Origin of the sequence: Mesorhizobium sp. M0243, assembly GCF_040321775.1 — a bacterium.
Classification (GTDB): Bacteria; Pseudomonadota; Alphaproteobacteria; order Rhizobiales; family Rhizobiaceae; genus Mesorhizobium.
The window spans coordinates 349,562-372,954 of the sequence record NZ_JAMYSF010000003.1 but is presented as its reverse complement, the minus strand read 5'-3'; the positions used below and the strand labels follow the sequence as shown (position 1 = coordinate 372,954).

Annotated in this window: 26 protein-coding genes; 17 read left to right on the top strand and 9 right to left on the bottom strand. The window is 62.5% G+C overall.

Features of this window, described 5'->3' with window-relative positions:
- Nucleotides 1-45: 45 nt before the first annotated feature.
- From NKJ11_RS06035 to NKJ11_RS06015, 5 genes are all read left to right on the top strand, one after another.
- Nucleotides 46-522, top strand: coding sequence for an RNA polymerase sigma factor (locus NKJ11_RS06035; RefSeq protein WP_502905786.1), 477 nt, complete (start codon nt 46-48; stop codon nt 520-522).
- Complete coding sequence (locus NKJ11_RS06030) at nt 519-1,310, top strand: anti-sigma factor family protein (RefSeq protein ID WP_352792898.1); 792 nt, start codon at nt 519-521, stop codon at nt 1,308-1,310. The genes NKJ11_RS06035 and NKJ11_RS06030 overlap by 4 nt, the downstream gene beginning before the upstream one ends.
- A 310-nt stretch (nt 1,311-1,620) precedes the next feature.
- Nucleotides 1,621-2,724 (top strand): peptidase C39 family protein, encoded by a 1,104-nt coding sequence (locus NKJ11_RS06025; RefSeq protein WP_127257394.1) that lies wholly within the window; start codon nt 1,621-1,623, stop codon nt 2,722-2,724.
- Nucleotides 2,724-4,187: a RimK family ATP-grasp domain-containing protein gene (locus NKJ11_RS06020; RefSeq protein ID WP_023812882.1), complete on the top strand. Its 1,464-nt coding sequence runs from the start codon at nt 2,724-2,726 to the stop codon at nt 4,185-4,187. The genes NKJ11_RS06025 and NKJ11_RS06020 overlap by 1 nt, the downstream gene beginning before the upstream one ends.
- An 18-nt stretch (nt 4,188-4,205) precedes the next feature.
- Complete coding sequence (locus NKJ11_RS06015) at nt 4,206-4,478, top strand: DUF3303 domain-containing protein (protein WP_127268533.1); 273 nt, start codon at nt 4,206-4,208, stop codon at nt 4,476-4,478.
- Between the two features lie 18 nt (nt 4,479-4,496).
- Here the strand turns inward: NKJ11_RS06015 and NKJ11_RS06010 are convergent, their stop codons facing one another.
- A complete protein-coding gene (locus tag NKJ11_RS06010; RefSeq protein WP_352792896.1) occupies nt 4,497-5,408 on the bottom strand; it encodes a LysR substrate-binding domain-containing protein in 912 nt (303 codons plus the stop codon).
- A gap of 111 nt (nt 5,409-5,519) precedes the next feature.
- On the opposite strand from NKJ11_RS06010, the gene NKJ11_RS06005 reads away from it, so the two are divergent.
- Complete coding sequence (locus NKJ11_RS06005; protein WP_352443175.1) at nt 5,520-6,410, top strand: fatty acid desaturase family protein; 891 nt, start codon at nt 5,520-5,522, stop codon at nt 6,408-6,410.
- A 12-nt stretch (nt 6,411-6,422) separates the two neighbouring features.
- Here NKJ11_RS06005 and NKJ11_RS06000 read toward each other — a convergent pair whose 3' ends face one another.
- From NKJ11_RS06000 to ygfZ, 3 genes are all read right to left on the bottom strand, one after another.
- Complete coding sequence (locus NKJ11_RS06000; protein WP_352792895.1) at nt 6,423-8,564, bottom strand: putative bifunctional diguanylate cyclase/phosphodiesterase; 2,142 nt, start codon at nt 8,562-8,564, stop codon at nt 6,423-6,425.
- A 63-nt stretch (nt 8,565-8,627) separates the two neighbouring features.
- Nucleotides 8,628-9,260 carry an HD domain-containing protein gene (locus tag NKJ11_RS05995; RefSeq protein WP_023812887.1) on the bottom strand — a complete coding sequence of 211 codons (633 nt, stop codon included), beginning with the start codon at nt 9,258-9,260 and terminating at the stop codon, nt 8,628-8,630.
- A complete protein-coding gene (gene ygfZ / locus NKJ11_RS05990) occupies nt 9,260-10,120 on the bottom strand; it encodes a CAF17-like 4Fe-4S cluster assembly/insertion protein YgfZ (RefSeq protein WP_352792894.1) in 861 nt (286 codons plus the stop codon). The genes NKJ11_RS05995 and ygfZ overlap by 1 nt, the downstream gene beginning before the upstream one ends.
- A 75-nt stretch (nt 10,121-10,195) precedes the next feature.
- Here ygfZ and NKJ11_RS05985 point away from each other — a divergent pair, with 75 nt between their 5' ends.
- Complete coding sequence (locus NKJ11_RS05985; RefSeq protein ID WP_352792893.1) at nt 10,196-11,527, top strand: dihydroorotase; 1,332 nt, start codon at nt 10,196-10,198, stop codon at nt 11,525-11,527.
- A gap of 35 nt (nt 11,528-11,562) precedes the next feature.
- On the opposite strand, the gene NKJ11_RS05980 is transcribed toward NKJ11_RS05985, so the two are convergent.
- The 4 genes from NKJ11_RS05980 to NKJ11_RS05965 all read right to left on the bottom strand — a co-directional run bounded on the left by NKJ11_RS05980 (nt 11,563) and on the right by NKJ11_RS05965 (nt 13,929).
- A complete protein-coding gene (locus NKJ11_RS05980; RefSeq protein WP_352792892.1) occupies nt 11,563-12,351 on the bottom strand; it encodes a hypothetical protein in 789 nt (262 codons plus the stop codon).
- Between the two features lie 70 nt (nt 12,352-12,421).
- Complete coding sequence (locus NKJ11_RS05975; RefSeq protein WP_008874920.1) at nt 12,422-12,679, bottom strand: hypothetical protein; 258 nt, start codon at nt 12,677-12,679, stop codon at nt 12,422-12,424.
- A gap of 355 nt (nt 12,680-13,034) precedes the next feature.
- The gene (locus NKJ11_RS05970; RefSeq protein WP_013532565.1) at nt 13,035-13,412 is read right to left on the bottom strand and encodes a TIGR02301 family protein; all 378 of its coding nucleotides are present in this window, start codon (nt 13,410-13,412) and stop codon (nt 13,035-13,037) included.
- 82 nt (nt 13,413-13,494) lie between these two features.
- Nucleotides 13,495-13,929: an NUDIX hydrolase gene (locus NKJ11_RS05965; protein WP_127289337.1), complete on the bottom strand. Its 435-nt coding sequence runs from the start codon at nt 13,927-13,929 to the stop codon at nt 13,495-13,497.
- Between the two features lie 127 nt (nt 13,930-14,056).
- Between NKJ11_RS05965 and NKJ11_RS05960 the strand changes: the two genes are divergently transcribed.
- Nucleotides 14,057-14,815: an SOS response-associated peptidase gene (locus NKJ11_RS05960; protein WP_352792890.1), complete on the top strand. Its 759-nt coding sequence runs from the start codon at nt 14,057-14,059 to the stop codon at nt 14,813-14,815.
- A gap of 71 nt (nt 14,816-14,886) precedes the next feature.
- Here NKJ11_RS05960 and NKJ11_RS05955 read toward each other — a convergent pair whose 3' ends face one another.
- The gene (locus NKJ11_RS05955) at nt 14,887-15,042 is read right to left on the bottom strand and encodes a hypothetical protein (protein ID WP_081738801.1); all 156 of its coding nucleotides are present in this window, start codon (nt 15,040-15,042) and stop codon (nt 14,887-14,889) included.
- A 391-nt stretch (nt 15,043-15,433) separates the two neighbouring features.
- Between NKJ11_RS05955 and cysS the strand changes: the two genes are divergently transcribed.
- The 9 genes from cysS to NKJ11_RS05910 all read left to right on the top strand — a co-directional run bounded on the left by cysS (nt 15,434) and on the right by NKJ11_RS05910 (nt 23,389).
- Complete coding sequence (gene cysS / locus NKJ11_RS05950; RefSeq protein ID WP_352677458.1) at nt 15,434-16,870, top strand: cysteine--tRNA ligase; 1,437 nt, start codon at nt 15,434-15,436, stop codon at nt 16,868-16,870.
- Between the two features lie 280 nt (nt 16,871-17,150).
- Entirely contained in the window at nt 17,151-17,558 is a 408-nt protein-coding gene (locus tag NKJ11_RS05945; protein WP_023812896.1) for an endonuclease domain-containing protein, read from the top strand.
- Nucleotides 17,555-17,941 (top strand): VOC family protein, encoded by a 387-nt coding sequence (locus NKJ11_RS05940; RefSeq protein WP_023812897.1) that lies wholly within the window; start codon nt 17,555-17,557, stop codon nt 17,939-17,941. The genes NKJ11_RS05945 and NKJ11_RS05940 overlap by 4 nt, the downstream gene beginning before the upstream one ends.
- Before the next feature lie 6 nt (nt 17,942-17,947).
- Nucleotides 17,948-18,439, top strand: a complete 492-nt coding sequence (locus tag NKJ11_RS05935) for a GFA family protein (RefSeq protein ID WP_127289329.1) — start codon at nt 17,948-17,950, stop codon at nt 18,437-18,439.
- Nucleotides 18,436-18,912 carry a GFA family protein gene (locus NKJ11_RS05930; RefSeq protein ID WP_109662751.1) on the top strand — a complete coding sequence of 159 codons (477 nt, stop codon included), beginning with the start codon at nt 18,436-18,438 and terminating at the stop codon, nt 18,910-18,912. Before NKJ11_RS05935 ends, NKJ11_RS05930 begins: the two co-directional genes overlap by 4 nt.
- Nucleotides 18,909-19,868: a prolyl aminopeptidase gene (pip, locus tag NKJ11_RS05925; protein ID WP_128303050.1), complete on the top strand. Its 960-nt coding sequence runs from the start codon at nt 18,909-18,911 to the stop codon at nt 19,866-19,868. The genes NKJ11_RS05930 and pip overlap by 4 nt, the downstream gene beginning before the upstream one ends.
- A 197-nt stretch (nt 19,869-20,065) precedes the next feature.
- Entirely contained in the window at nt 20,066-21,682 is a 1,617-nt protein-coding gene (cimA, locus tag NKJ11_RS05920) for a citramalate synthase (RefSeq protein ID WP_352550585.1), read from the top strand.
- 83 nt (nt 21,683-21,765) lie between these two features.
- The gene (gene rarD / locus NKJ11_RS05915; protein WP_352550583.1) at nt 21,766-22,692 is read left to right on the top strand and encodes an EamA family transporter RarD; all 927 of its coding nucleotides are present in this window, start codon (nt 21,766-21,768) and stop codon (nt 22,690-22,692) included.
- A 10-nt stretch (nt 22,693-22,702) separates the two neighbouring features.
- Entirely contained in the window at nt 22,703-23,389 is a 687-nt protein-coding gene (locus NKJ11_RS05910) for a glutathione S-transferase family protein (RefSeq protein ID WP_352550582.1), read from the top strand.
- The last annotated feature ends 4 nt before the right edge of the window (nt 23,390-23,393 follow it).

Genomic DNA, 23,393 nt, shown 5'->3' with positions numbered 1-23,393 from the left:
GTCCATGAAGTAAATCACGGACGAAACCATGGCCAAAATACCGGCCTGCCCCGGAACCCACGCCTCGGTTTGCCCCTCCCGCTCGCCGCCGTAGCTCCCCGACAGGATTGCCTCGAGCGGGCGCTCGTGCGGCTCGACAATTGGCAGACAGGAGAAAGCCCCCGGAGGTGGCTGTTTACGATCATGCATCATTTGTTCATCGACCAGATGCGCAAGGTGAACCGTCGCGGCGAGGCGGCGATGTTGCCGCTGGAGGCGGGCGAGGCCGTTGCCCAGCCGGCCGAGCAGATGGAGAGCATTGCCTCGCGCGAGATCATCGACGCATTGCAGGCGATCAGCCCCGACCGTCGCGCAGCCCTTGTCATGGTTGCCATCGAAGGTTTTTCCTACGCCGAAGCCGCCAACATTCTGGGCGTGCCTGCGGGCACGCTGATGTCGCGCATTGCGCGCGGGCGTGAGGAATTGCGCGGGTTGCTGGACGACACGGCGCGCCGCCGGGCGATAAGGATCGTCGAGAAATGATCCGCCGCGACTTTTCCGAACGTGACATCCACATGGCGCTCGATGGCGAGCTGCCCGGCGATGAGCGCTCGGCCTACGATGCCTGGCTCGACGCCAATCCCGAGATGAAGGCCAAGAGCGCCCGTTTCACCGCCGACCGAGCGGCGCTGCGTGCCGCCTTCGCCGACGTGCTGGACGAAGCCGTGCCTGCGCGGTTGCGCAAGGTCGTGCTTGGCGAGACGCCGGTCAAGGCAGCTGTGCCACGCTCACGCTGGTGGCTTGCCGCTGCTGCCGCCGTGCTTCTGGTCGTAGGCGGACTTGGTGGCTATTTTGCCGGCATCGACGGCATCGGGCAGGAGGATCCGGCGGAAGATCGGCTGGCCGAGCAGGCAATCGCGGCCCATGTCATCTATGCCGCCGAAAAGCGGCATGCCGTCGAGGTGCCGGCCAGCGACAAGGACCATCTGCAGACCTGGCTGTCCAACCGGGTAGGGCTGAAGCTGGTGGCGCCGGACCTGACCGCCGACGGATTCCAGCTGGTGGGCGGCCGGCTGTTGCCGGCAGGCGAGAGCAAGGCCGCCATGCTGCTTTACGAGGACGGCAATGGGCAGCGTATCTCGCTGTTCGTCACCACGGAATCGACCGAGAATGCCAAGGGCACCTACGCCGCCGCGCAAGACGGACCCGAGGCCGTCTACTGGCTGGACAAGGGCTATGGCTGTGCCGTGGTCGGCTCCTTGCCGCGCGAGCGGTTGGCCGAGGTCGCGAGGAGCGCCTACACGCAACTTGTAAACGGGCTGGCAAGCTGAACGGCATCGCTTTTGCCGGTGCCGTCGATCCAGGAATGCTGATCCGGCCGAAGGACCTTTTGCGCCCGTCGGGCCGGCGTCGGATTTGTCACAATTCGGCCCTAATCGAGGTGCGATAGCGCTTGATGAATGCCGTCGCATCGCCCCGAAAATCGGAAACGGTTTTTGGTAACCCGAGGCGAAGATTCAAGGTGGTGGAGCGGACTTCGTGCGCCCAGGTGGACGCCGGTTTTCCCAACGCCCTGGTTGGCGTCAAGGACGTGTTCGAGTAGGGCCATTTCCACCACCAATCGAGGTTTTCTGAAGCCGCATGCCTGCCGAGATCCGCACGGCCCGCGCGTCTGACGTCGATGATCTCGCCGCCATTGAGAAAGCTGTTTTCTCAAGCGACCGTATTTCCCGCCGCTCCTTCCGCCTGTTCATCGAGCGTGAAACCGCCGAGACGCTGGTCGCCGAAGTCGACGGCCGCGTGGCCGGCTATGCGATCGTGCTGTTTCGCAAGGGCAGCGGCGTGGCGCGCCTCTACTCGATTGCGACCAGTCCGTTTTTCGGCGGACTGGGTGTCGGCCGCATGCTGCTCGGATCCGCCGAAGATGCCGCCTTCGAGCACGACCGCATGATGCTGCGCCTCGAAGTTCGCGAGGACAACAGCCGCGCGATCCGCATCTACGAACGGGCCGGTTATCGCAAGATCGGCCGTGAGCCCGGCTACTATGAGGATGGCGAAACGGCACTTCGCTACGAAAAGACCTTGCGTGGCGACATTCCGATCGCCACCAAGGTTCCGTTCTACCCGCAGACCTGCGAATTCACCTGCGGCCCGTGCTGCCTGATGATGGCGATGGCCAATTTCGATCGCGGCTTCGTGCCGGATCCGGTCATGGAAATCCGCCTGTGGCGTGAAGCGACGACCGTCTTCATGATGTCGGGTCCCGGTGGTTGCGAGCCATTCGGCCTTGCTGTCTCGGGCTACGAAAGCGGGCTCGCGGTGGAGATCTACGTTTCCTTCTATGGCGCGCTGTTCCTGCAATCGGTGCGCAGTGAGGACAAGCGCAGGGTGATGGAACTGGCCCAGGTCGACTTTCGCCGACGCGCGGAACTTTACGGTATCCCGGTGAATTACCGTGCATTCACAATCGACGATATCCGCGCTGCGATCGCTGGGGGAAAGCTGGTGCTGGTGCTGATCAGCGGCTTCCTGATGTTCGGCAAGAAGGTGCCGCACTGGGTGCTGGCGATCGGCGATGACGGCGACCATATCCTGATCCACGACCCTTGGGTCGAGGATGAAAGGCAGGAGACCATCCTTGATGCAGCCAACATTCCCGTGCCTTACGGCATCTTCATGAACATGGCGCAGTTCGGTCGCGATGGACTGCGTGCCGCCATCACTCTGGGAAAGCGTGACAGATAATGACCTGGGTCATCCTTACCGGCAGGCAGAGCGATCTCGACCAGGTGGCGACACCACACAAGATCATCACCAATCGCGACTATCTTGCGCATCCGTCGCTGTTTCGCGGCCAGCGGCCGAAGGTCATCAACCTGTCGAACAACTACGCCTACCAGAGCCGCGGCTACTATGCGTCGCTGCTGGCAAGCTCGCGCGGCCACAAGGTGATCCCGACCGTCGAGACGATGATCGACCTGTCGGAGCGCAAGCTCTATGAACACGCTTTGCCGGAACTGGAACTGGCGCTCAACAAATGCCGCAAGGACCTCGGCGACGTTTTTCCGCAAAAGGTCTGCATCTTCTTCGGCATCGGCCCGTCGAAAATCTGGGACCGCTTCGCCAAACTTCTGTTCGACTGGTTCCGCGCGCCGGCGCTCGAAGTCCACATCAAGGACAGCGCCGAATGGGCCTCGATCCGCAAGATCGGTTTCCATCCGCTGGCGCGGATGACCGAGGACGAGGAAAAAAGCTTCATCCAGTGCCTGGAGACCTACACCAACCGCGAATGGCGCGACACCAAGGGCCGCACGCCGGCGCGCTACACCTTCGCCACGCTGGTCGACCCGCATGAGGAATTGCCGCCCTCGGAGATATCGTCGCTGCGCTATTGGGCCAAGATCGCCGAGAAGATGGGCGTCGAAATCGAGCCGATCACCAAACGGGACCTCGCCAAGCTCGCCAATTACGACGCGCTGTTCATCCGCGAGACCACCTCGATCTCCAACCACACCTATCGTTTCGCCCGCCGCGCCCAGCAGGAAGGAATGCCGGTGATCGACGATCCGCTGTCGATGATCCGCTGCACCAACAAGGTCTATCTCAACGAGCTGATGGCCTACAACAAGGTGCCGGTGCCGCCGACGGTGATGATCGCCGGCACCTCGGATCTCGAACTGGCGGCGCAGACCCTGGGCTTTCCGCTGGTGCTGAAGATCCCGGATTCGTCGTTCTCGCGCGGCGTCAAGAAATGCGCCAATTTCGAGGAACTGAAGACGCTGGCCACCGAATGGCTGGAGGATTCCGACCTTCTGATCGCGCAGAAATTCATTCCGACCGAGTATGACTGGCGCGTCGGCGTGCTCGGCGGCCAGCCATTGTTTGCCGTGCACTATCTGATGGCCAAGAAGCACTGGCAGATCGTCAACCACAAGGCCAACGGCAAGCCCGACCAGGGCGGCATCAAGACCTTCACGCTAAAGGAAACGCCGGCGCATGTCGTCGAGACGGCAGTGAAGGCGGCGCGCTGCATCGGTGACGGGCTCTATGGAGTCGATCTCAAGGAGACCAAGGACGGCGTCTTCGTCATAGAGGTCAACGACAATCCCAACCTCGACCATGGCTGGGAGGATTCCGGCGAGAAGGACGAGGTCTGGGTGCGGCTGACGCAGTGGTTCCTGGAGCGGCTGGACCGGCCGGGGCGGTAATTTGATCGGGGGTAGAACATGCAGTTCATCGTCATCGAGGATTTCACCGGCTGCGATCGCAAGGAGATCTACCGCCGCTTTCGCGACCGCGGCCGCCTGAAACCTGACGAGCTTCTCGTGCACCACAGTTGGATCGCGGCGGACATGAGCCGCTGCTTCCTGCTGGTGGAGACCGATGACGTCACACTGCTGCAGCGTTGGGTCATCGAATGGGCGGATCTGGTGGAGTTCGAGATCATCCCCGTGGCGACAAACAAGGACATGGCTGAGGCATTGAGCGGGCACCTCTGATCATCGCCGCACACTACGTCAACGCAGTGCCGGCGAGCCGACTGCGCGCCGACACTCGTCGATCAGCCACAGGCGAAACGCCGCCACGACATCGCGCCTGGCGCTGCGCTCCGGGATCGTCAGGCAATAGGGCTGGCGCAGCTCCAGTGCCTGGGCGAGGGGCCTGACAAGTCGGCCGTCTGCCAGCGCCGCGGCACAGTAGATCCCTTGCGCCAGCGCCACGCCCAATCCCGAAATGGCAAGGTCGAGTGCCGCGCGCGATGAGTTGGCCGAGAGGCCGCGCTGCGCTGCCCGGCCGGGCTCGATGCCGGCCGCCTCGAACCAGTTGTGCCAGGACGGAAAGGACGCACCAGTCGGTCCCCAGCCCGTGTGGATAAGCGGCAGGCTGGCCAGGCCCTCGGGTTTGATTGTGTCCGCCAGCCCGGGGGCACACACGGGATAGACTGCGTCCTGGACGATGTCCTCGGTCGGGTGCTCGCGATAATGCGGCCCATAGGAGAGCCTGATGTCGATCAGTTCACGGTCGAACGGCACCGGGTCGTCGTCGCCTCTGAGCGATATGTCGACGACGCCATGGCTTGAGGCAAAACCAGCGAGACGCTGCGAAAGCCAACCCATGGCCATGGATGGCGGCACCGACACCACAAGGCGTGGGCGGAACGTATCGCCGCCCAGCTGGCGCGCGACGCTGCCGATCTCCTGGAAGGCCATGGTCAGCCTGGGCAGCATCTCGACGCCGGCCTCGGTGAGGACGACGCGCCGGTTGACGCGGTGGAACAGCTTGCGGCCCATCTGCTCCTCGACCGTGCGGATGAGCTGACTGACGGCAGCGGCCGACACCGAAAGCTCTTCCGCCGCCGCGGCAAAGCTGCCTATACGGGCCGCAGCCTCGAAAGCTTGAAGCACTTTGAGAGAGGGAGGTACGGCCATAATCACCGAATAGATAAGTTCAGCTTATCTAGATTGCAGAAATCGTCGTTTTTGGAAAGGTTGTTCATTGGCTACAGTGGGTTCATCAAACTCCAGTCTGGATCGAAGCACGTGGATCATCGTGACGTAATTTCATCGCTGACGCAGGAGGAGCGCAATCGGCTGACCGCCAAGTCTGATGTTGCGGGCCTCGTTCAGCTTGCTGCTCATTGGGGCGCGATCGTGGTCGTCGGATCGCTGATCGCCGTCAAGGTGCCGTTCTGGCCACTGCTGATGCTGCCGCAAGGTATCCTCATCGTCTTCCTGTTCACGCTGCTGCACGAAACGGTCCATCGCACGGCCTTTGAGTCGCAATGGCTGAACGATGCCGTGGCGCGGGTGTGCAGCCTGGCGATCGCGCTGCCGGCGGACTGGTTTCGCTATTTCCATTTCGCCCACCATCGATACACGCAGGACCCGCAGAACGACCCGGAACTGGCCTTCCCCAAACCGGAGACATGGCGGCAATATCTCGTCCACATATCCGGCATCCCTTTGTGGTGGGGCCACCTCAAGACGCTTTATGCCAATGCGATGGACCGCGGCCGGGAAAGCTACGTTCCGCCAAAGGGCTATGACAAGGTGCGCATCGAGGCACGCGCCATGATTGCCTTTTACGCCGTGGTCCTTCTGCTGGCCGTCTATTTCCGGCTCTCGGTGCTTCTCTATGTCTGGATCTTGCCCGCTCTGTTGGGGCAGCCGTTTCTGCGCCTCTATCTCTTAGCCGAGCACGGCCGTTGTCCGTTCGTCGCCAACATGCTGGAGAACACCAGGACCACGCTGACCAACTGGCTGGTCCGCAGGCTGGCGTGGAACATGCCGTTCCATGCCGAGCATCATGCCTATCCAGGCGTGCCGTTTCATCAACTGCCGCGGTTTCATGCGCTGATCGAGCGGCATCTCAAGGTGGTCGAGCCCGGCTATGTCAGCTTCCACGGCAAATACATCGACACGCTGCGTTGACGATGGCCGGCCTCAGCCGGTCTGGCTGTGGAGCGCTCGGGATTTCAACAGACGCTGGATCTCGGCGGCCGTTGACGGCACGCCGATCAGATAGCCCTGCGCCTCTGTACAGCCATTGCCGCGCAGGATGTCGAGTTGCGCCTCGGTCTCGACCCCCTCGGCGGTGACAGTGATGCCAAGCTCGGCGCCCAGCCCGATGACGGTGCGAACGATCGCCGCGGCGTCACGATTGCCCAGGTCGTGGATGAACGAACGATCGATCTTGATCTTGTCGACGGGAAAACGCCTGAGGTAGCCGAGCGAGGAATAGCCGGTGCCGAAATCGTCCAGCGCGATGCGGACGCCGAGTTCGCGCAACTGCCGCAGCGTCCTTAGCACCGCCTCGCTTTCGTCCATCAGCACGGTTTCGGTTATCTCCAGTTCCAACCGATCGGCTGGCACGCCGGAGAAAGCCAGCGCCGAGATGACGCTGCGGGCGAAGCTGCCGCTTTTAAGTTGCACGGCCGAGACATTGACCGCGACGCGCAGGCCGGCGGGCCAGTCGGCCGCCGCCGTGCAAGCTTTCCTCAGCGCCCATTCGCCAAGCGGCACGATCAATCCAGTGTCTTCGGCGACCGGAATGAAGCTGTCCGGCGCCACCGTGCCGCGTGTCGGCGAATGCCAGCGCATCAAGGCTTCCGCGCCGACGATCTCCCCGGATGCGATGTTCATGATGGGCTGGAAGTCGAGGTCGAATTCCTGGCGCGGCAGCGCGGTCTCGAGGTCGATCTCCAGCGCACGCCGTGCCTGTACCATAGCGTCCATTCCGGGTTCGAAGAACCGATACTGATTGCGCCCTTCGCTCTTCGCCCGGTAAAGCGCCGTATCGGCGTTCCTCAGCAGCGTGTCGGCATCTCCACCGTCGTCGGGGAAAACCGCTATGCCCAGGCTGATGCCGATATGCATCTCGCGGCTCTTGTCGCGGAACGGTTTTCCTATTGTCTCGATGATGCGCTTCGCGAGTTTTTCAGCATTGGCAATGCCCTTGAAATTGAACTGGATGATGACGAATTCGTCACCGCCGAAGCGGGCAACGACGTCGTTTTCATTATGAAGGCAGCGCTGCAGCCGCTCGGCCACGCTCTTCAGCAGCCAGTCGCCGGCCGGATGTCCCCAAGTGTCGTTGACCGCCTTGAAGCGATCGAGATCGAGCGAGAAGATCGCCAGCGGCGTGGCCGCCGTGTCCTCCAGCGCAAGGTCGAGCCGTTCGCGAAACATCGAGCGGTTGGGCAGTCCGGTCAGCATGTCGTGATGCGCAAGATGGGTCATGCGCTCTTCGGTACGGCGGCGCTCCGTAACATCGTCAAAGGTCGCCACCCAACCGCCGCCGTTCATCGGCTGGCGGGTGACCAGAACCGTCCTGCCGTCTGTAAGATGCCGATAGGCCGAATGCATTTTTTTCGCCACCAGGCAGGCCTCGGTCTTGGCGACTTCGCTGTCGACATCGATCTTCGTATAGATGCCGAGTTCCAGCAATCGTTCGAGCGCGTCGCGGTGCGTCGTTCCAAGCGGGAAGTCCGCCGCGGTGACGTTGTAGAGTTCTAGGAAACGCCCGTTGCGCACGATCATCTTGCCGTCGGCGTCATACATCAGCAGGCCTTGCGACATATTGGCGAGCGCTGCGTCGAAGCGGCGGTGCTGCTCTTTGAGATCCTCTTGCGCGCGGCGCTGCTCGGTGATGTCTTCATAGATCGAGACCCAGCCGCCCAGAGCCAGAGGGCGGTGCGAGATGCTGACGATGCGGCCGTCCGACAGTGTTTCTTCGTAGGTCGACGGCTTTGCCTGATCGATATAGGGCTTGCGGATGGCGTAGAGTTCGTCGGCGGTTTGCGAGGCGATGCCGATATCGGCGCTGTGGCGCAGAATGTCGAGGAACCGGATGCCGGGCCTTATCACGCTGGCTTCGAGGCAAAAGATGTTCAGGTAGTTGCCGTTGCAGATGATCATCCGCTCGTCGGCGTCGAACATGCACAGGCCGTGCGACATGTTCTCGACCGCAGCCGAAAAGCGTTGGTTCTGCTCGCGCAGTTCGTCTTCCATGTGGCGGGAGTGGTCCATGCCTTCGGCCTCCCGTTTCGGGATGGTCGGACCATCCTTGGCATCAGCGACGGGCATGAGCGCGCCTGCGGACCGTGATCGAACGCGCTATTGTGGCCGCCGCCGGTTAATTTAGCGTTTTTAGCCGATTGCGGTCGCCGAAACCTGGTGCCGCGACGTCTCGATCGCGGAAAACCGCTTCAGGAACGCATTTTGCGCCCAGGTCACCGAGCGTGGCGTGAAATCGAAGCGGTCGGCATTGAAGCCGCGCGGCCGGCCGAAGAACTCGGTCGCCTCGGCGGTCGAAAAGCCGGCGAGCAGCGTTGCCTCGAAATAGGCGGCGATCTGGTCGGCGCGCTTGATCTCCTTGCGCAGCGCAGCACCCGGTTCCGGCAGCGAGAAGCGCAGATGGATGGCGCGCTGCAGCCGCAACTCACAATCCTTGTAGCTGCCGCCCATTACCGATTTGAACGGTGAGATCATGTCGCCGATGACATATTCGGGGGCGTCGTGCAGAAGAGCCGCCAGCCGGGCGTCGGCCGAAGCCTCGGGTACCAGGTCGCGGAACAGCGCTTCGACCAGCAGCGAGTGCTGGGCAACCGAAAAAGCATGCTCGCCGCTGGTCTGGCCGTTCCAGCGGGCAACGCGGGCGAGCCCGTGCGCAATGTCTGAAATCTCGATGTCGAGCGGCGAGGGGTCGAGCAGGTCGAGCCGGCGGCCCGACAGCATGCGCTGCCAGGCGCGTGCCGGTGCGCCGACGCGGTCGGCCGCCATCAGACCCCCTCCGCGCTGGCGGCTTCCTGCGGGAAGGTGAATTTTGCCCAACCGGGAATGGCCAGCGTAACTGGAACGTCCGCCGCCATGATCGGCAGATCGGCGTCGAGCGCCGCCTTGATCCGGTCGATACGGACAATCGCCAGACCGATCGTGCCGGCAGTCGAGCCAAGCGTGCCAACCGGCCTGCCTTCGACGGTCAGCTCAGAGCCGGGCGCGGGCAGGGGCCGGTCGGCTGACACAATCAGCACGCGCCGCCTGGCGGTGCCGCGATGCTGCATGCGCGAGACGACCTCCTGGCCGACATAGCAGCCCTTCTTGAAGCCGACGCCACCGGTTTCGTCCAGCAGCACGTCGTGGGGGAAGGCGTCTCCGAGTTGGTAGTCGCTGCCGCTTTCGGCAATGCCGCCGGCAATGCGGAAGGCTTGCCACGCGGCAAGATCGCTGCGCTCATCTGTTTCGCCATAGGAACGCGTGACGGCACCCTTCGGAAAGCGTGTGTCGGCGGCTGCCGTTGAATCAGATTGTGAGGGTGTTGATTCATGTCCCCATGCGACGGTGACAAATGCCTGATCGGATTTTGCAATCTCGACCTTAGCGCGCAGTTTGTAGAGCGTCAGCCGGCGTATGAAATCGTCCGCTATGTCGGCACGGCATTCGAGCCGGAATGCATTCTCGCCGGTGCGCGAGATCAGGAAATCGAACAGGATCTTGCCTTGCGGCGTCAGCAGCGCACCGGGCTTGGCTTCGCCGGGAGCCAGAATGTCGAGATCGGTGGTCACGATGTTTTGCAAAAAATGCTCGGCATCCGGACCTGATACGGAAATGAGGGCGCGGTCTTTGAGCTGGGCAAAGGGCATGGGCGGAAAAGCAACCTGATCTTGCAAAACGGTCGGCCTTTACGTAAGCCGCTGGCACTCCCCCCGCAAGAGAGCATGGCCATGATCTACGACCTCATCCTGACAGGCGGCACCGTGGTCAACCACGACGGCGAAGGGGCTCGCGACATCGGCGTGAAGGGCGGGCGCATCGCCGCCATCGGCGATCTCCGCCACGCCTCGGCCGGCGAGACGATCGACTGCCGCGGCCTGCATATCCTGCCGGGTGTCATCGACAGCCAGGTGCACTTTCGCGAGCCGGGACTGGAGCACAAGGAAGATTTGGAAACGGGTTCGCGCGCGGCCGTGCTTGGCGGCGTCACCGCCGTGTTCGAGATGCCCAACACCAATCCGCTGACCACCAGCGAGGCAGCGCTTGCCGACAAGGTCCGGCGCGGCACGGATCGCATGCATTGCGATTTCGCCTTCTGGGTCGGCGGTACCCGCGAAAACGCCGGGGATGTCGGCGAGCTTGAGCGGCTGCCGGGCGCTGCCGGGATCAAGGTTTTCATGGGCTCGTCCACTGGCGACCTGCTGGTCGAGGATGACGAGGGCGTGGCGTCGATCCTGAGAAACACGCGCCGGCGCGCCGCCTTTCATTCGGAAGACGAATTCCGGCTGCGCGAGCGTCTTGGCGAGCGCATCGAGGGCGACCCGGCATCGCACCCTGTCTGGCGCGACGAGATCGCCGCCTTACGCTGTACCGAACGGCTTGTACGCATCGCGCGCAGCGTTCGCGCCCGCATTCATGTCCTGCACATCTCGACGGCCGAGGAGATTGTGTTTCTCGAACAACACAAGGATGTCGCGACCTGCGAGGCAACGCCGCATCATTTGACGCTAAGCGCCGACGACTACGCACGCCTTGGCACGCTGATCCAGATGAACCCGCCGGTGCGCGCCGCCCGCCATCGCGACGGCGTCTGGCACGGCATTGCCCAAGGCGTCGTCGACGTGCTCGGCTCCGACCATGCGCCGCACACGCTGGCCGAGAAGGCCAAGCCGTATCCGGCCTCACCGTCGGGAATGACCGGCGTGCAGACGCTGGTGCCGATCATGCTCGACCACGTCAATGCCGGTCGGCTGACCTTGCAGCGCTTTGTCGACCTGTCCAGTCATGGCCCGCAGCGGATCTTCGGCATGGCCAGGAAAGGCCGCATCGCCGCCGGCTATGACGCCGACTTCACCATCGTAGACATGATGCGGCGCGAGATGATCACCAATGCGCAGGCCGGCTCGAAAGCCGGCTGGACGCCTTATGATGGCAGGGAAGTGACGGGTTGGCCGGTCGGCACCGTCATTCGAGGCCGACGTGTCATGTGGGAGGGCGAAATCGTCACGCCAGGCCAAGGCAAAGCGGTGGAGTTTTCCGAGGCATTGCCCGTCTAGGCTCCCGGATCTCTGCAAGGGCAGAGGCAGAAAGCTCAATCCCCGGCGACGAAGAACGACCACTGTCCGGCAGGCGTGATGCCGACACGGTAGAAGATATAGGCGCCGAACTGCTTCATATCATTGAAATCGCCGGCGGTGACGATCTTGAAGAGCTCGACCCGCTGCTTGGCGTCCAGCTTGTCCAGCGGCAGGGCGAAGAAATACGGCCACACATAGAGTTCTTGTGGCGTGCCGGCATCGAGGTGGACGTAGCCGGCATTAAGCACCTCCTCCAGGATGGCCAGAATCTCCTGGCCGTCTGGGTCTCCGGAGAGACCCTTGAGGAAGGCGATGGCGTCGCCGTCTATGTCGGTCAGCGATATCTGTGTCATGCTGTCGCCCTTGCCGATCAGGGGCCGCAGCTTTTCGATGTCGCCGCCCTTGCAGGCCTCGACGATCAGATCGTGCATGCGCCGCACCGGTTCCGGCAGCTTGCCGAGATCATAGACAACCTCGGGCACCGGCGTGTCCGGATCGACGCGCGGTCTGGTCACGCCGCCATCCGCCGGACTGTCCGGCTCGGCTTCGGCAGGAGCAGCCGGCTGGCTGGCCGGAGGCGGCGTCCCGACCGGGTTGGGCATTGGCACGGTGCTTCCGGGAAGCGACATGTCATCGTCCGCCGACGGCGTGACTGTTGGGGGGAGTTCTTCGCGCTTGATCTCGCTCAGCGCATAGGCGGGGCTGCTCGCGAGACACACAAGCAGGGGAATCGCGGCACAGCAAGCGGCGAAGGAGATGCGAAGGATCAAGCCACACCGCTTGCCTGACATCGAAAAACTCACTGCCCGTTTCTCCCTGCTTCCGGGCATGACGCCCGAGCGGCATGTTCCCGTCAAAGAACCGGACGTCGGTTCAGTGCCGCAGCCGTTCAGGTTCGAAGGCGCCAGCAATCACCTTTTCACGCATACGGTCGAGCAGGGCAAGGGCCGAGGTCTCGCCATTGGCACGCAACATCTCGCCGAAGGCTGTTTCGAGCGCTGCTTCGGCGATGATCTCGGGCTCTATCCCGGCGGAGAGACCTTCCGCCCAGGCCTCGCTGTGGCTTTCCACGGCGGTCAGGCGTTTTTCTTCCCTGACCAGCGCGTCGATGTCGTTGACACCATGTTCCATAAGCGAATGTCCACCCTTTCAAGCTGCGATCCATCGATGTGGATCAGGCCTGATCTGTTCATTTCACACGCAGGGGCGATTAAGTATTTGTAAATACGACATTTTTTTGATCGTCTTTTACAAAGCCCAATTGCCTTGTCCGAAGCTGCGTTCAGCTCGAGTCAAACTTAGCCCATTGGGGCGGCCTGCGGGGCGAAAACCTTCAGTTTGAGTTAATTCCGCTTTCGCGCGGTAAGGTTTCGTTAATACTGTTGCAGAAGTGCAACATGAGGATTGCACCAAGATATCCCCTGGCACAAGCCGATATATCCGCTGTGCCCAGCAATGATCCGGATAGTTGTTGATGAGCGAGTGCCTAGTTGCCGTAACGCGAGGCGATATCGCGAGACAGCGTCTCGCCTTCCTTCATGTAGCGGCTGATGGCTTCGGTCGCCGAGGGCGTGCACCTCGTATAGGTGCCGCCGAAGGAGCGGTAGCCGCGATTGAAGCTGGCAATGAAGCGGGCGCGCCGCTCGGCGTCCGGATTTTCCGAATCGAGCAGTTTTGTCATCTCGACACGCCACTGGTCGCCCTTCTCGCCGCACAGATTGCGCAGGAAATGCAGCGAGCCCAGAACCTCCGCCAGCCGCATCAACCCAGGCTCGAACGGCGATTCGGCGCTGAGCGCGGGCCGTATCGAAACGGTCGCACCGACCGCAAGACACACGGCGAGGAGCATGGACGGACGGTTCATAAGCCTTCTCTACCCAACGGCGTGGCTCTGCCAAACAGGATAAGTCTTTGTGGCGAAACAATTTGTCGCCTGCAAGGCGGTTTCAGGGCTTCGGCCCGTCGTCTCCGTCCGGGTCCAACAAGTCCTCGGCCACGGCGAACACCGAGCCGGCGAGCGGCAATGCCGCCATCTCACTGAGCGTATAGAAGGCCGCCGTCTCTGCATCGTCGCTGGCTACGGCCTCGCCGCCGGCATAGGCGGCGCCGAAGACCGTGAGGAGATAATCGACCGGGTGGCTGTCATCCCTGCCGTCGATGTGGATTTCCCGCAGCGGGCGGTAATCGGTGGCCCGCAAGCCGGTCTCTTCCAACAGTTCGCGGACCGCGGCCTGTTCCAGCGTCTCACCGGCTTCGACCTTGCCACCCGGAAAGGCATAGAGCCCTTGCGAGGGTTGCCGGGCTCGCTTGACCAGAAGCACGGTGTCTGCCCGCACGACGGCGACCGAGACTGCCGGAAGTGTTTTGCGCGCTTCGTTCATGGGTTCCCGATCAGGCGTGTAGGCAGGTCTGTTGTGGATCGCCCAGCATGGGCAAGCTTTAGCGGTTGCGCAACGCCGGTTGCATCGCCACTTTCAAGCTGAACCATTCGAAGGACGCCAATCGACCATGTGCGGACGTTTTGCCTTGACCGCGACGCCGGACCAGACTGCCGCGTTGCTAGGCTTGGCGGAACTGGAGGATTTCCCGGCGCGCTACAACATCGCCCCGACCCAGCCGATCCTGATGGCGGTCGCCGGCCCCCCGCGGGCGCCGGGCTCCAATCTGCCGGACCGGCAGCCAATGCTGGTGCGCTGGGGGCTGATCCCGACCTGGGTGAAGGACACACGCGAGTTTCCGCTGCTGTTCAACGCGCGCTCCGAAGGGGCTGCCGAAAAGGCGTCGTTCAAGGCCGCCATGCGCCATCGCCGCGCCTTGGTGCCGGCGTCCGGCTTTTATGAATGGCGGCAAACCGGCGGCAAGAAAGGCCAGCCTTACTGGATACGCCCAAGGCGTGGCGGGCTGGTCGCCTTCGCCGGACTGATCGAGACCTATGCCGAGCCGGGCGGTTCGGAAATGGACACCGGCGCCATCCTGACCATCAACGCCAATGCCGACATCGCGCATATCCACGACCGCATGCCTGTGGTGATCGACCCCAGGGATTTCGCCCGTTGGCTGGATTGCCGCACGCTCGAACCGCGTGATGTCGCCGATCTGTTGCGGCCGGCTCAACTCGATTTCTTCGAGGCCATTCCCGTCTCCGACCTGGTCAACAAGGTCGCCAACACCGGACCGGAGATTCAGGAGCGGGCGATCGGGCCGGAGCCCGAAAAGGTCAAGCGCCAGAAGCCCGGCGCGGACGACAATCAGATGACGTTGTTCTAGTTGAACTGTTCTTCAGCGGCGTATGTCTGCGCCATTTGCCAGGCGCCCTTGACGCAGGGCCGCACACCACTTCAGGCGGCGCGGGGCGACACGATCTTCTGTACCGGCTTTTTCTTCTTCGCGGTGTGAAGGAGGGCGGCGACGATCGCGGCCGGGCCGATCGCGCGATAGTGGTTGGCCAGTGCCGGCTGCTTGGCTCGGTTGGCTTCCTGCTTGGTTCGGGGCATGTTTCTCTTCCCAGGTAACATTTTCGTGTCTGCGTTTGATGGCTGATTCTGACCAAATCGTGACGCCCGCTGATCTAGCCGGCGAATGTTTCATGACTGTGCCGACATGTTTAATAAAATGTTTCAGTGCATCATTACCTGTGATCCAGCGACGTTTTTGCCGAAACTTGCGACTTGACGGCAACACATGCCAAGGCGATAAAGCCGCCCATGAAAACGTCTTTCGCCATTTGTGGCATTTGCATTATTGGCTAGCCTCGCGCTGGTCCGGACGTTTTCGCCTCATCTTTCCCCAGATTGGACAAACGCCCCGGCCAGCAGGCTGGAGCCTGATTTGCGTCTCGCGCAGGGCTGGCTTCGTCAAATTGAGTTCTGAACCGGGAAGGCACGAATGTTCGACGCATCTCAGAGCCTGCGCCTCTACAACACGCTGACGCGGACGAAAGAGGATTTCGTCCCGATCGATCCAGACAATGTGCGCATGTATGTCTGCGGCCCGACCGTCTACGACTTTGCCCATATCGGCAATGCCAGGCCGGTGATCGTCTTCGACGTGCTTTTCCGCTTGCTGCGTCACGTCTATGGGCAGGCGCACGTCACCTATGTGCGCAACATCACCGACGTCGACGACAAGATCAACGCGCGCGCTCTGCGCGACTTCGGCGGCGAGATCGCTTCCGGAACACTTTCGCTCAACGAGGCGATCAGGCGGGTCACCGAAAAGACCGCCGATCAGTTCCATCGGGACGTGGCGGTTCTCGGCTGCCTGGAGCCGACGGTCGAGCCGCGCGCCACCGAATTCGTCGAGCCCCGCGCCGACGGCAAAGTCGACATGATCACCTTGATTCAAAGCCTGATCGAACGCGGCCATGCCTATGTTGCCGCGGGCGAAGTCCTGTTCGATACGGCGTCGATGCCGGACTACGGCCAACTGTCGAAGCGCAATCTCGACGAGCAGCAGGCCGGTGCTCGCGTCGCCGTCGACGCGCACAAGAAAAATCCCGGCGATTTTGTCCTGTGGAAGTTGTCGTCGCCGGAGGAGCCTGGCTGGAATTCGCCATGGGGCAGGGGTCGGCCGGGCTGGCACATCGAATGCTCGGCAATGTCGGCCGCCTATCTCGGCGAGGTGTTCGACATCCATGGCGGCGGCCTCGACCTGATCTTCCCGCACCATGAGAACGAGATCGCTCAGTCGCGCTGCGCCCATGGCACGGACGTGATGGCCAACATCTGGATGCACAACGGCTTCCTGCAGGTCGAAGGTCAGAAAATGTCGAAAAGCGTCGGCAATTTCTATTCGATCAACGAACTGCTCGAGACCGAGACGTTTGGCGGCCGCAAATGGCCGGGCGAGGTCCTGCGGCTGGCGATGCTGATGACGCACTATCGCGAACCAATCGACTTTTCCGTGCGCAAGCTGGAAGAGGCCGAGAACACGCTGCGCAAATGGAAGCGGGCGGCCGACCTTGCGCCGGCCGCCGCAGGACTGCTGCCCGTGCAGGTCGTCGATGCCTTGTCGGACGATCTCGCAACCTATGCCGCCTTCCAGGTCTTGACGCAGTTGGCTGGCGAGGCAGCGGACGGCAACGATGCGGCGGCTGCGCTGAAGGCGTCGCTGCTGTTCCTCGGCTTCGATGTCGCGTCGGCGACGGTTGATGAAGACCACGTCGCCAAGGCCATCGCTAAGCGTATCGCATTCATCGCCGCCAAGAACTGGGCCGAGGCCGACCGCATCCGCGACGAACTGCTGGCGCAAGGTGTACAGTTGAAGGACGGCAAGGATCCGGTCAACGGCGAGCGAGTGACGACGTGGGAGGTCAAGCGGTGAGGGTGGCGCGAAACACCTTTACAAGTTTGGCGGAGGCGCTGGTGACAGCCGATCTCCCCCCTTGCGGGGGAGATGTCCGGCAGGACAGAGGGGGGGGTGAAGGAACGCCATCGTTTCTGTTTGCCTACCCTCGTTTCGACCGTTTCCTGAGAAGGCAGCGGTCTCCAATTGATAAGCGGGCGGGACAGCACCCCCCTCTGCCCTGCCGGGCATCTCCCCCGCAAGGGGGGAGATCAGCCCTCGTCGCCGATTTCGCTAATCACCGGCGAAGGGGTGTTTGATGGGACACGATCTCGTTCCGCAACGACACCGCCGGAATGCAAAATCCATGCGTCGCGTCATGACCGATGCGGAGTTGAAACTTTGGAATGAGTTGCGTGCTCACCAGCTTATGGGGATGAGCTTTCGACGGCAGGTGCCGATCGGACCTTATATCGTTGACTTTGCTTGCTCGGCCTATCGTCTCATCGTCGAGGTAGACGGCAGCCAGCATGCGGATAGCGAAAATCTACAACAAGACGAGACACGCAGCGCATATTTTAAGAGCAGTGGCTGGACCATCCTGCGCTTCTGGAACGACGACGTCATTCGCGATATCGACAATGTCTGCCAGCACATCGTCATCGAGGCCGGCCTGGCCGCTGCCGAAGTGCTGGCGATCGAACCAGCTAGGGAGGCAATTTCATGATAGACCATCTTGGCATCACCGTTGCCGATTTCGATGCTTCGAAGGCTTTCTATGACAAGGCGATGGCGCCGCTTGGTGCAGCGCTCCTCTACATGGTGCCGCTGGAATACACCGGCGGCGCCAAGGTCGGCGGCTATGGCCGTGACCGGCCGGTGTTCTGGCTGAGTTCGGCCAAGGACAAGCCCAGGGATCACCAGCACGTCGCCTTCACCGCGCGCAGCCGCGCCGAGGTCGATGCCTTCCACGCAGCGGCACTTGCTGCCGGTGGCAAGGACAATGGCGGGCCGGGCCTGCGCCGGCATTATCACCCGAACTACTATGGCGCCTTCGTCTTCGATCCCGACGGCAACAATGTCGAAGCCGTCTGCCATGCGCCGGAGTGAGCCGAGATGAGCCTCGACAACCGGCCGATCTACACCGGCGGCTGCCAGTGCGGCGCGGTGCGCTTTCGCGTTGAAGGCGCGCTCGGCGACGCTTCGGTCTGCCATTGCCGCATGTGCCAGAAGGCGTTCGGCTCGTTCTATGCGCCGCTGGTTTCGGTGCGTGGCGCCCGGCTCGACTGGACGCGCGGCGAGCCGAAATACTTCCGCTCCTCCAACCATGTCGATCGCGGTTTTTGCGCTGATTGCGGCACGCCGCTGACCTTCACCGCGCCGGATGGTGTTGGCCTCGCCATCGGCGCGTTCGACAATCCGGCGGAGATCGTGCCGCTGATCCAATGGGGTGTCGAGGCAAAGCTGCCTTATGTCGATACGATCCCGCGATTGCCGGGCGAGGAGACGATGGCCGACGTGTCGTCGGCCTCTTATCTGGCGGATCTCGTCTCCTATCAGCATCCGGACCACGACACCGAACAATGGCCGCCAAAGGAAAGATCATGACCGAGACAGTAAGAACCGGCGGCTGCCAGTGTGGCGCCGTGCGTTTCCGCATTCATGGAGCGCTCGGCCGTCCGTCGATCTGCCATTGCCGGATGTGCCAGAAGCAGTTCGGCTCGTTCTTCGGTGCACTGGTCACGGTGCCCAGGGACGGCGTCGAATGGACCCATGAAGAGCCGAGCTATTTCCAGTCGTCGGTCAATATCGATCGTGGTTTCTGCGCGCGCTGCGGCACGCCGCTGACATATCGGCAGCCCGGCGGACTGGAAATCGCCATCGGTGCCTTCGACGACCGTTCGGATCTGGCACCGCAGATCCAGGTCAACTATGCCGCGCGGCTGCCATGGGTGGAGACGATCTTCGATCAGCCCGTCCACCAGGATCCTGATTATTACAACAGGCAGGAATCCATCATCTCCTTCCAGCACCCAGACCATGAAACAGCGGACTGGCCGACCAAAGGTTTGCAGCTATGAGCAGTCAATTGCGTACGCTTTATCCCGAGATCGAGGCCTTCGAGTCCGGCATGCTCGATGTTGGCGACGGCCATCAGGTCTACTGGGAGCGTTCCGGCACCAAAGGCGCCAAGCCGGCGGTGTTCCTGCATGGCGGACCGGGCGGCACCATTTCACCAAAACACCGGCGGCTGTTCGAGCCGAAGCTTTACGATGTCATTCTGTTCGACCAGCGCGGCTGCGGAAAATCGACGCCCAACGCCTCGCTCGAAGCCAATACGACCTGGCACCTGGTCGCCGACATCGAACGCCTGCGCGAAATGGCCGGCTTCGACAAATGGCTGGTGTTCGGCGGCTCCTGGGGGTCGACGCTGGCGCTCGCCTATGCCGAAACGCACCCCGAACGCGTCAGTGAGTTGGTGGTACGCGGCATCTACACGCTGACACGTGCGGAACTCGAATGGTACTATCAGTTCGGCGTCTCGGAAATGTTCCCGGACAAATGGGAGCGCTTTCTGGCGCCGATCCCGGAGGCCGAGCGCGGCGACATGATGGCTGCCTACCGCAAGCGGCTGGTCGGCACGGATCGCAAGGCGCAGATCGAAGCCGCCCGCGCCTGGAGCCTGTGGGAGGGCGAAACGATCACGCTGTTGCCGGAGCCGGAAACCAGTGGACCGTTCGGGCAGGACGACTATGCCGTCGCCTTCGCCCGCATCGAAAACCACTATTTCGTCCATGCCGGTTGGCTGGAAGAAGGACAATTGCTGCGCGATGCGCACAAGCTTGCCGATATTCCCGGCACCATCGTCCACGGCCGCTACGACATGCCGTGCCCGGCGCGCTATGCCTGGTCGCTGCACAAGGCGTGGCCGAAGGCGGATTTCCATCTGATCGAGGGCGCCGGTCATGCTTATTCGGAGCCGGGGATTTTGGATCAACTGATCCGGGCGACGGATCGGTTTGCAGGGAAGATATAGTCGATGCACGGCGATCCTTCACACCCCCCTCTGTCCTACCGGACATCTCCCCCGCAAGGGGGGAGATTGGATGTCGCCTTCGCTTTCGCCAATCGCCGACATTGCAGGACCAGCGCTATCGTCAAAGCTGCCGATCTCCCCCTTTGCGGGGGAGATGGCCGGCAGGCCAGAGGGGGGTGCTCAAGCACCTTGCTGTCATGAAAAAGGAAAGACTGTTCCTCTTCGACACCACCTTGCGCGATGGCCAGCAGACGCCGGGCATCGACTTCTCTATCGAAGACAAGATCGCTATCGCGAAACTGCTCGACGCTTTCGGCCTCGATTATGTCGAAGGTGGCTATCCCGGCGCCAATCCGACCGACACAGCCTTCTTCCAGGAGAAGCGCACGGCGCACGCCAAATTTGTCGCCTTCGGCATGACCAAGCGGGCAGGGGTGTCGGCGTCCAACGATCCCGGCCTTGCGTCACTCGTGCAATCCAAGTCGGATGCCATCTGCTTCGTCGCCAAGAGTTGGGACTACCATGTCCGTGTCGCGCTCGGCTGCACCAATGAGGAGAACCTCGACGCCATCAAGGCCTCCGTCGAGGCGGCGATCGCCGCCGGCAAGGAGGCGTTGGTCGATTGCGAGCATTTTTTCGACGGCTTCAAGGCCAATCCCGATTATGCGCTGGCCTGCGCCAGGACCGCCTGTGATGCCGGCGCGCGCTGGGTGGTGCTGTGCGACACCAATGGTGGCACGCAACCCTCGGAAGTCCGCGCCATCGTCGAGAAGGTTATTTCATCAGGTATTTCAGGCGATCATCTCGGCATCCATGCCCATGACGACACCGGCCAGGCAGTGGCGAATTCCCTCGCCGCTGTCGAGGCCGGCGTGCGCCAGATCCAGGGCACGCTCAACGGCATCGGCGAGCGCTGCGGCAACGCCAATTTGATCTCGATCGTGCCGACGCTGGCGTTGAAACCGGCCTTCGCCGATCGTTTCGAGACGGGCATTTCGGCTGAGGCGCTGACCGGCATTTCGCGCCTGTCCCGCGCCTTCGACGAACTCCTGAACCGCGCCCCGGAAGCGCAAGCGCCCTATGTCGGGGCCTCTGCTTTCGCCACCAAGGCGGGCATCCATGCCTCCGCGCTGGCCAAGGAGCCGGCGACCTATGAGCATGTGCCCCCGGAAACGGTCGGCAACCGCCGCCGCGTCATGGTTTCGGACCAGGGCGGCAAGGCCAATTTCCTCGCCGAGTTGAAGCGGCGCGGCATCGACGTGCCGAAAGATGATCACCGGCTCGACGCGCTGATATCAGTGGTCAAGGAGCGCGAGGCCGAGGGCTACGCCTATGAGGGCGCCGATGCCAGCTTCGAGCTCCTGGCACGCAAGATGCTGCACGGCCTGCCGGAGTTCTTCAACGTCACCTCGTTCCGCTGCATGGTCGAGCGCCGCTTCGACGCCAACGGCCAGCTGAAGACAGTCTCCGAAGCGATCGTCAAGGTGGTGGTCGACGGCGAGGAGAAGATGTCGGTGGCCGAGGGGCATGGCCCGGTCAACGCACTCGACATCGCGCTGCGCAAGGACCTTGGCAAGTTCCAAAGCGAGATCGCCGACATGGAGCTGGCCGACTTCAAGGTGCGTATCCTCAATGGCGGCACCGAGGCGATCACCCGCGTTCTGATCGAATCGCACGATGGCACCGGCGCGCGCTGGTGGACGGTCGGCGTTTCCGAAAACATCATCGACGCCTCGTTCCAAGCGCTGATGGATTCCATCGTCTACAAGCTGATGAAGAACCGCGAGATGGCCGGACTGGTGGCCGCCGAATAGAGTTGAACCATCAGCGAAAGTCCATTGATCCATCAGAACTTTGCGATGGTCTTGCCAAGGTGGCTGGGCCATAGCGTTGGCCCATGGCCACTGAAGCAATCACCCTGGACGCGGATTCCAAGGCCCGGCGCGGCTTTCTGCTGGCGCTCGGCGCCTATCTGCTATGGGGGCTGCTGCCCTTCTACATGAAGGCGGTCGCTCATCTGCCGCTCGCCGAAGTCATTGCCCATCGCATCGTCTGGTCGGTTCCGATCGCCGCCGCCGTCCTGATTTGGGCCGGCCGCACGGCGGATTTCAAGGCGGCACTGCGTTCGCCGCGCACCATCGCCATGGCCGCGCTGACGGCTGCGCTGATTTCGGTCAACTGGGGCATCTATGTCTGGGCGATTGCCGTCGACCGCACTGTCGAGACCGCGCTCGGCTACTACATCAATCCACTGGTCAGCGTCGTTGTCGGCGCGCTGCTGCTTGGCGAGCGCCTCGACCGGCTGCAGATCGCGGCGGTGGTGCTGGCGGCCGTGGCGGTCGCGGTGCTGACCATCGAGGGCGGCAAGCTGCCCTGGGTGTCGCTGGCGTTGGCTTTTTCCTTCGCCGCCTACGGCTTCTTCCGCAAGACGCTGCCGATCGGACCGAGCCAGGGATTTTTGCTCGAAGTGCTTTTGCTGTCTGTGCCGGCGCTCGGCTACATCGTTTATCTCATCGCGACCGGACAGGACCACATCATATCCAGCAGTGGCACCGATACGGCATTGCTGATCGGCTGCGGTCCGGTCACATCGGTGCCGTTGTTGCTGTTCGCCTTCGGCGCCAAACTGCTGCGCCTGTCAACCATCGGCATCATGCAATATATCGCGCCGACCATGGTGTTCCTGATCGCCGTTTTGATCTTCGACGAGCCTTTCGGCACCACCCAGGCGGTTGCTTTCGCGCTGATCTGGGCGGCTTTGGCGGTCTATTCCTGGTCGATGCTGACGACAGCGCGTAGGGCCGCGCCGCAGCCCGCACGGTAAGGGATTTCGGATGTACCTGCTGCATATCGCCAACAAGAATTATTCCTCATGGTCGCTGCGGCCCTGGGTGTTGATGCGAGAACTGGACATCCCATTCGAGGAGCGCCTGACCCCGTTCCCGACCGGATCGAGCTGGGATCTGTACCGGCCATTCTCGCCGAGCGGCCGCGTGCCATGCCTGATCGACGATGGCTGGGCGGTCTGGGATTCGCTGGCCATCGTCGAATATCTGGCCGAACGCCACCATGGCGTGTGGCCCGTCGAAGCCAAGGCGCGCGCCTGGGCACGCTCGGCCGCCGCCGAAATGCATTCGAGCTTCACCGCATTGCGCAGCGCCTGTCCGATGAGTTGCGGCCTGCGCGTAAAGCCGTTTCCGATGTCCGACGCGCTGAAGCAGGACCTCTTTCGCCTTGGCGATCTCTGGAACGATGGGTTTGCCCGTTTCGGCGGGCCGTTTCTGGCCGGCGCTCATTTCACCGCCGTCGACGCTTTCTTTGCTCCGGTGGCGTTCCGCGCCCAGTCCTATGGGCTCCCCTTCGAGGGCGCGGCTGCGGCTTATCCGGCGCAATTGCTTGCTCTACCGGCGATGCGCGAATGGTATGCGGCTGGCCTTGCCGAAATCTGGCGCGAGTCCGATCACGAAGCGGAAGTGGCCGCCGCCGGCACCGTCATCGAGGATCTTCGCGCCACGGCGTGATAGC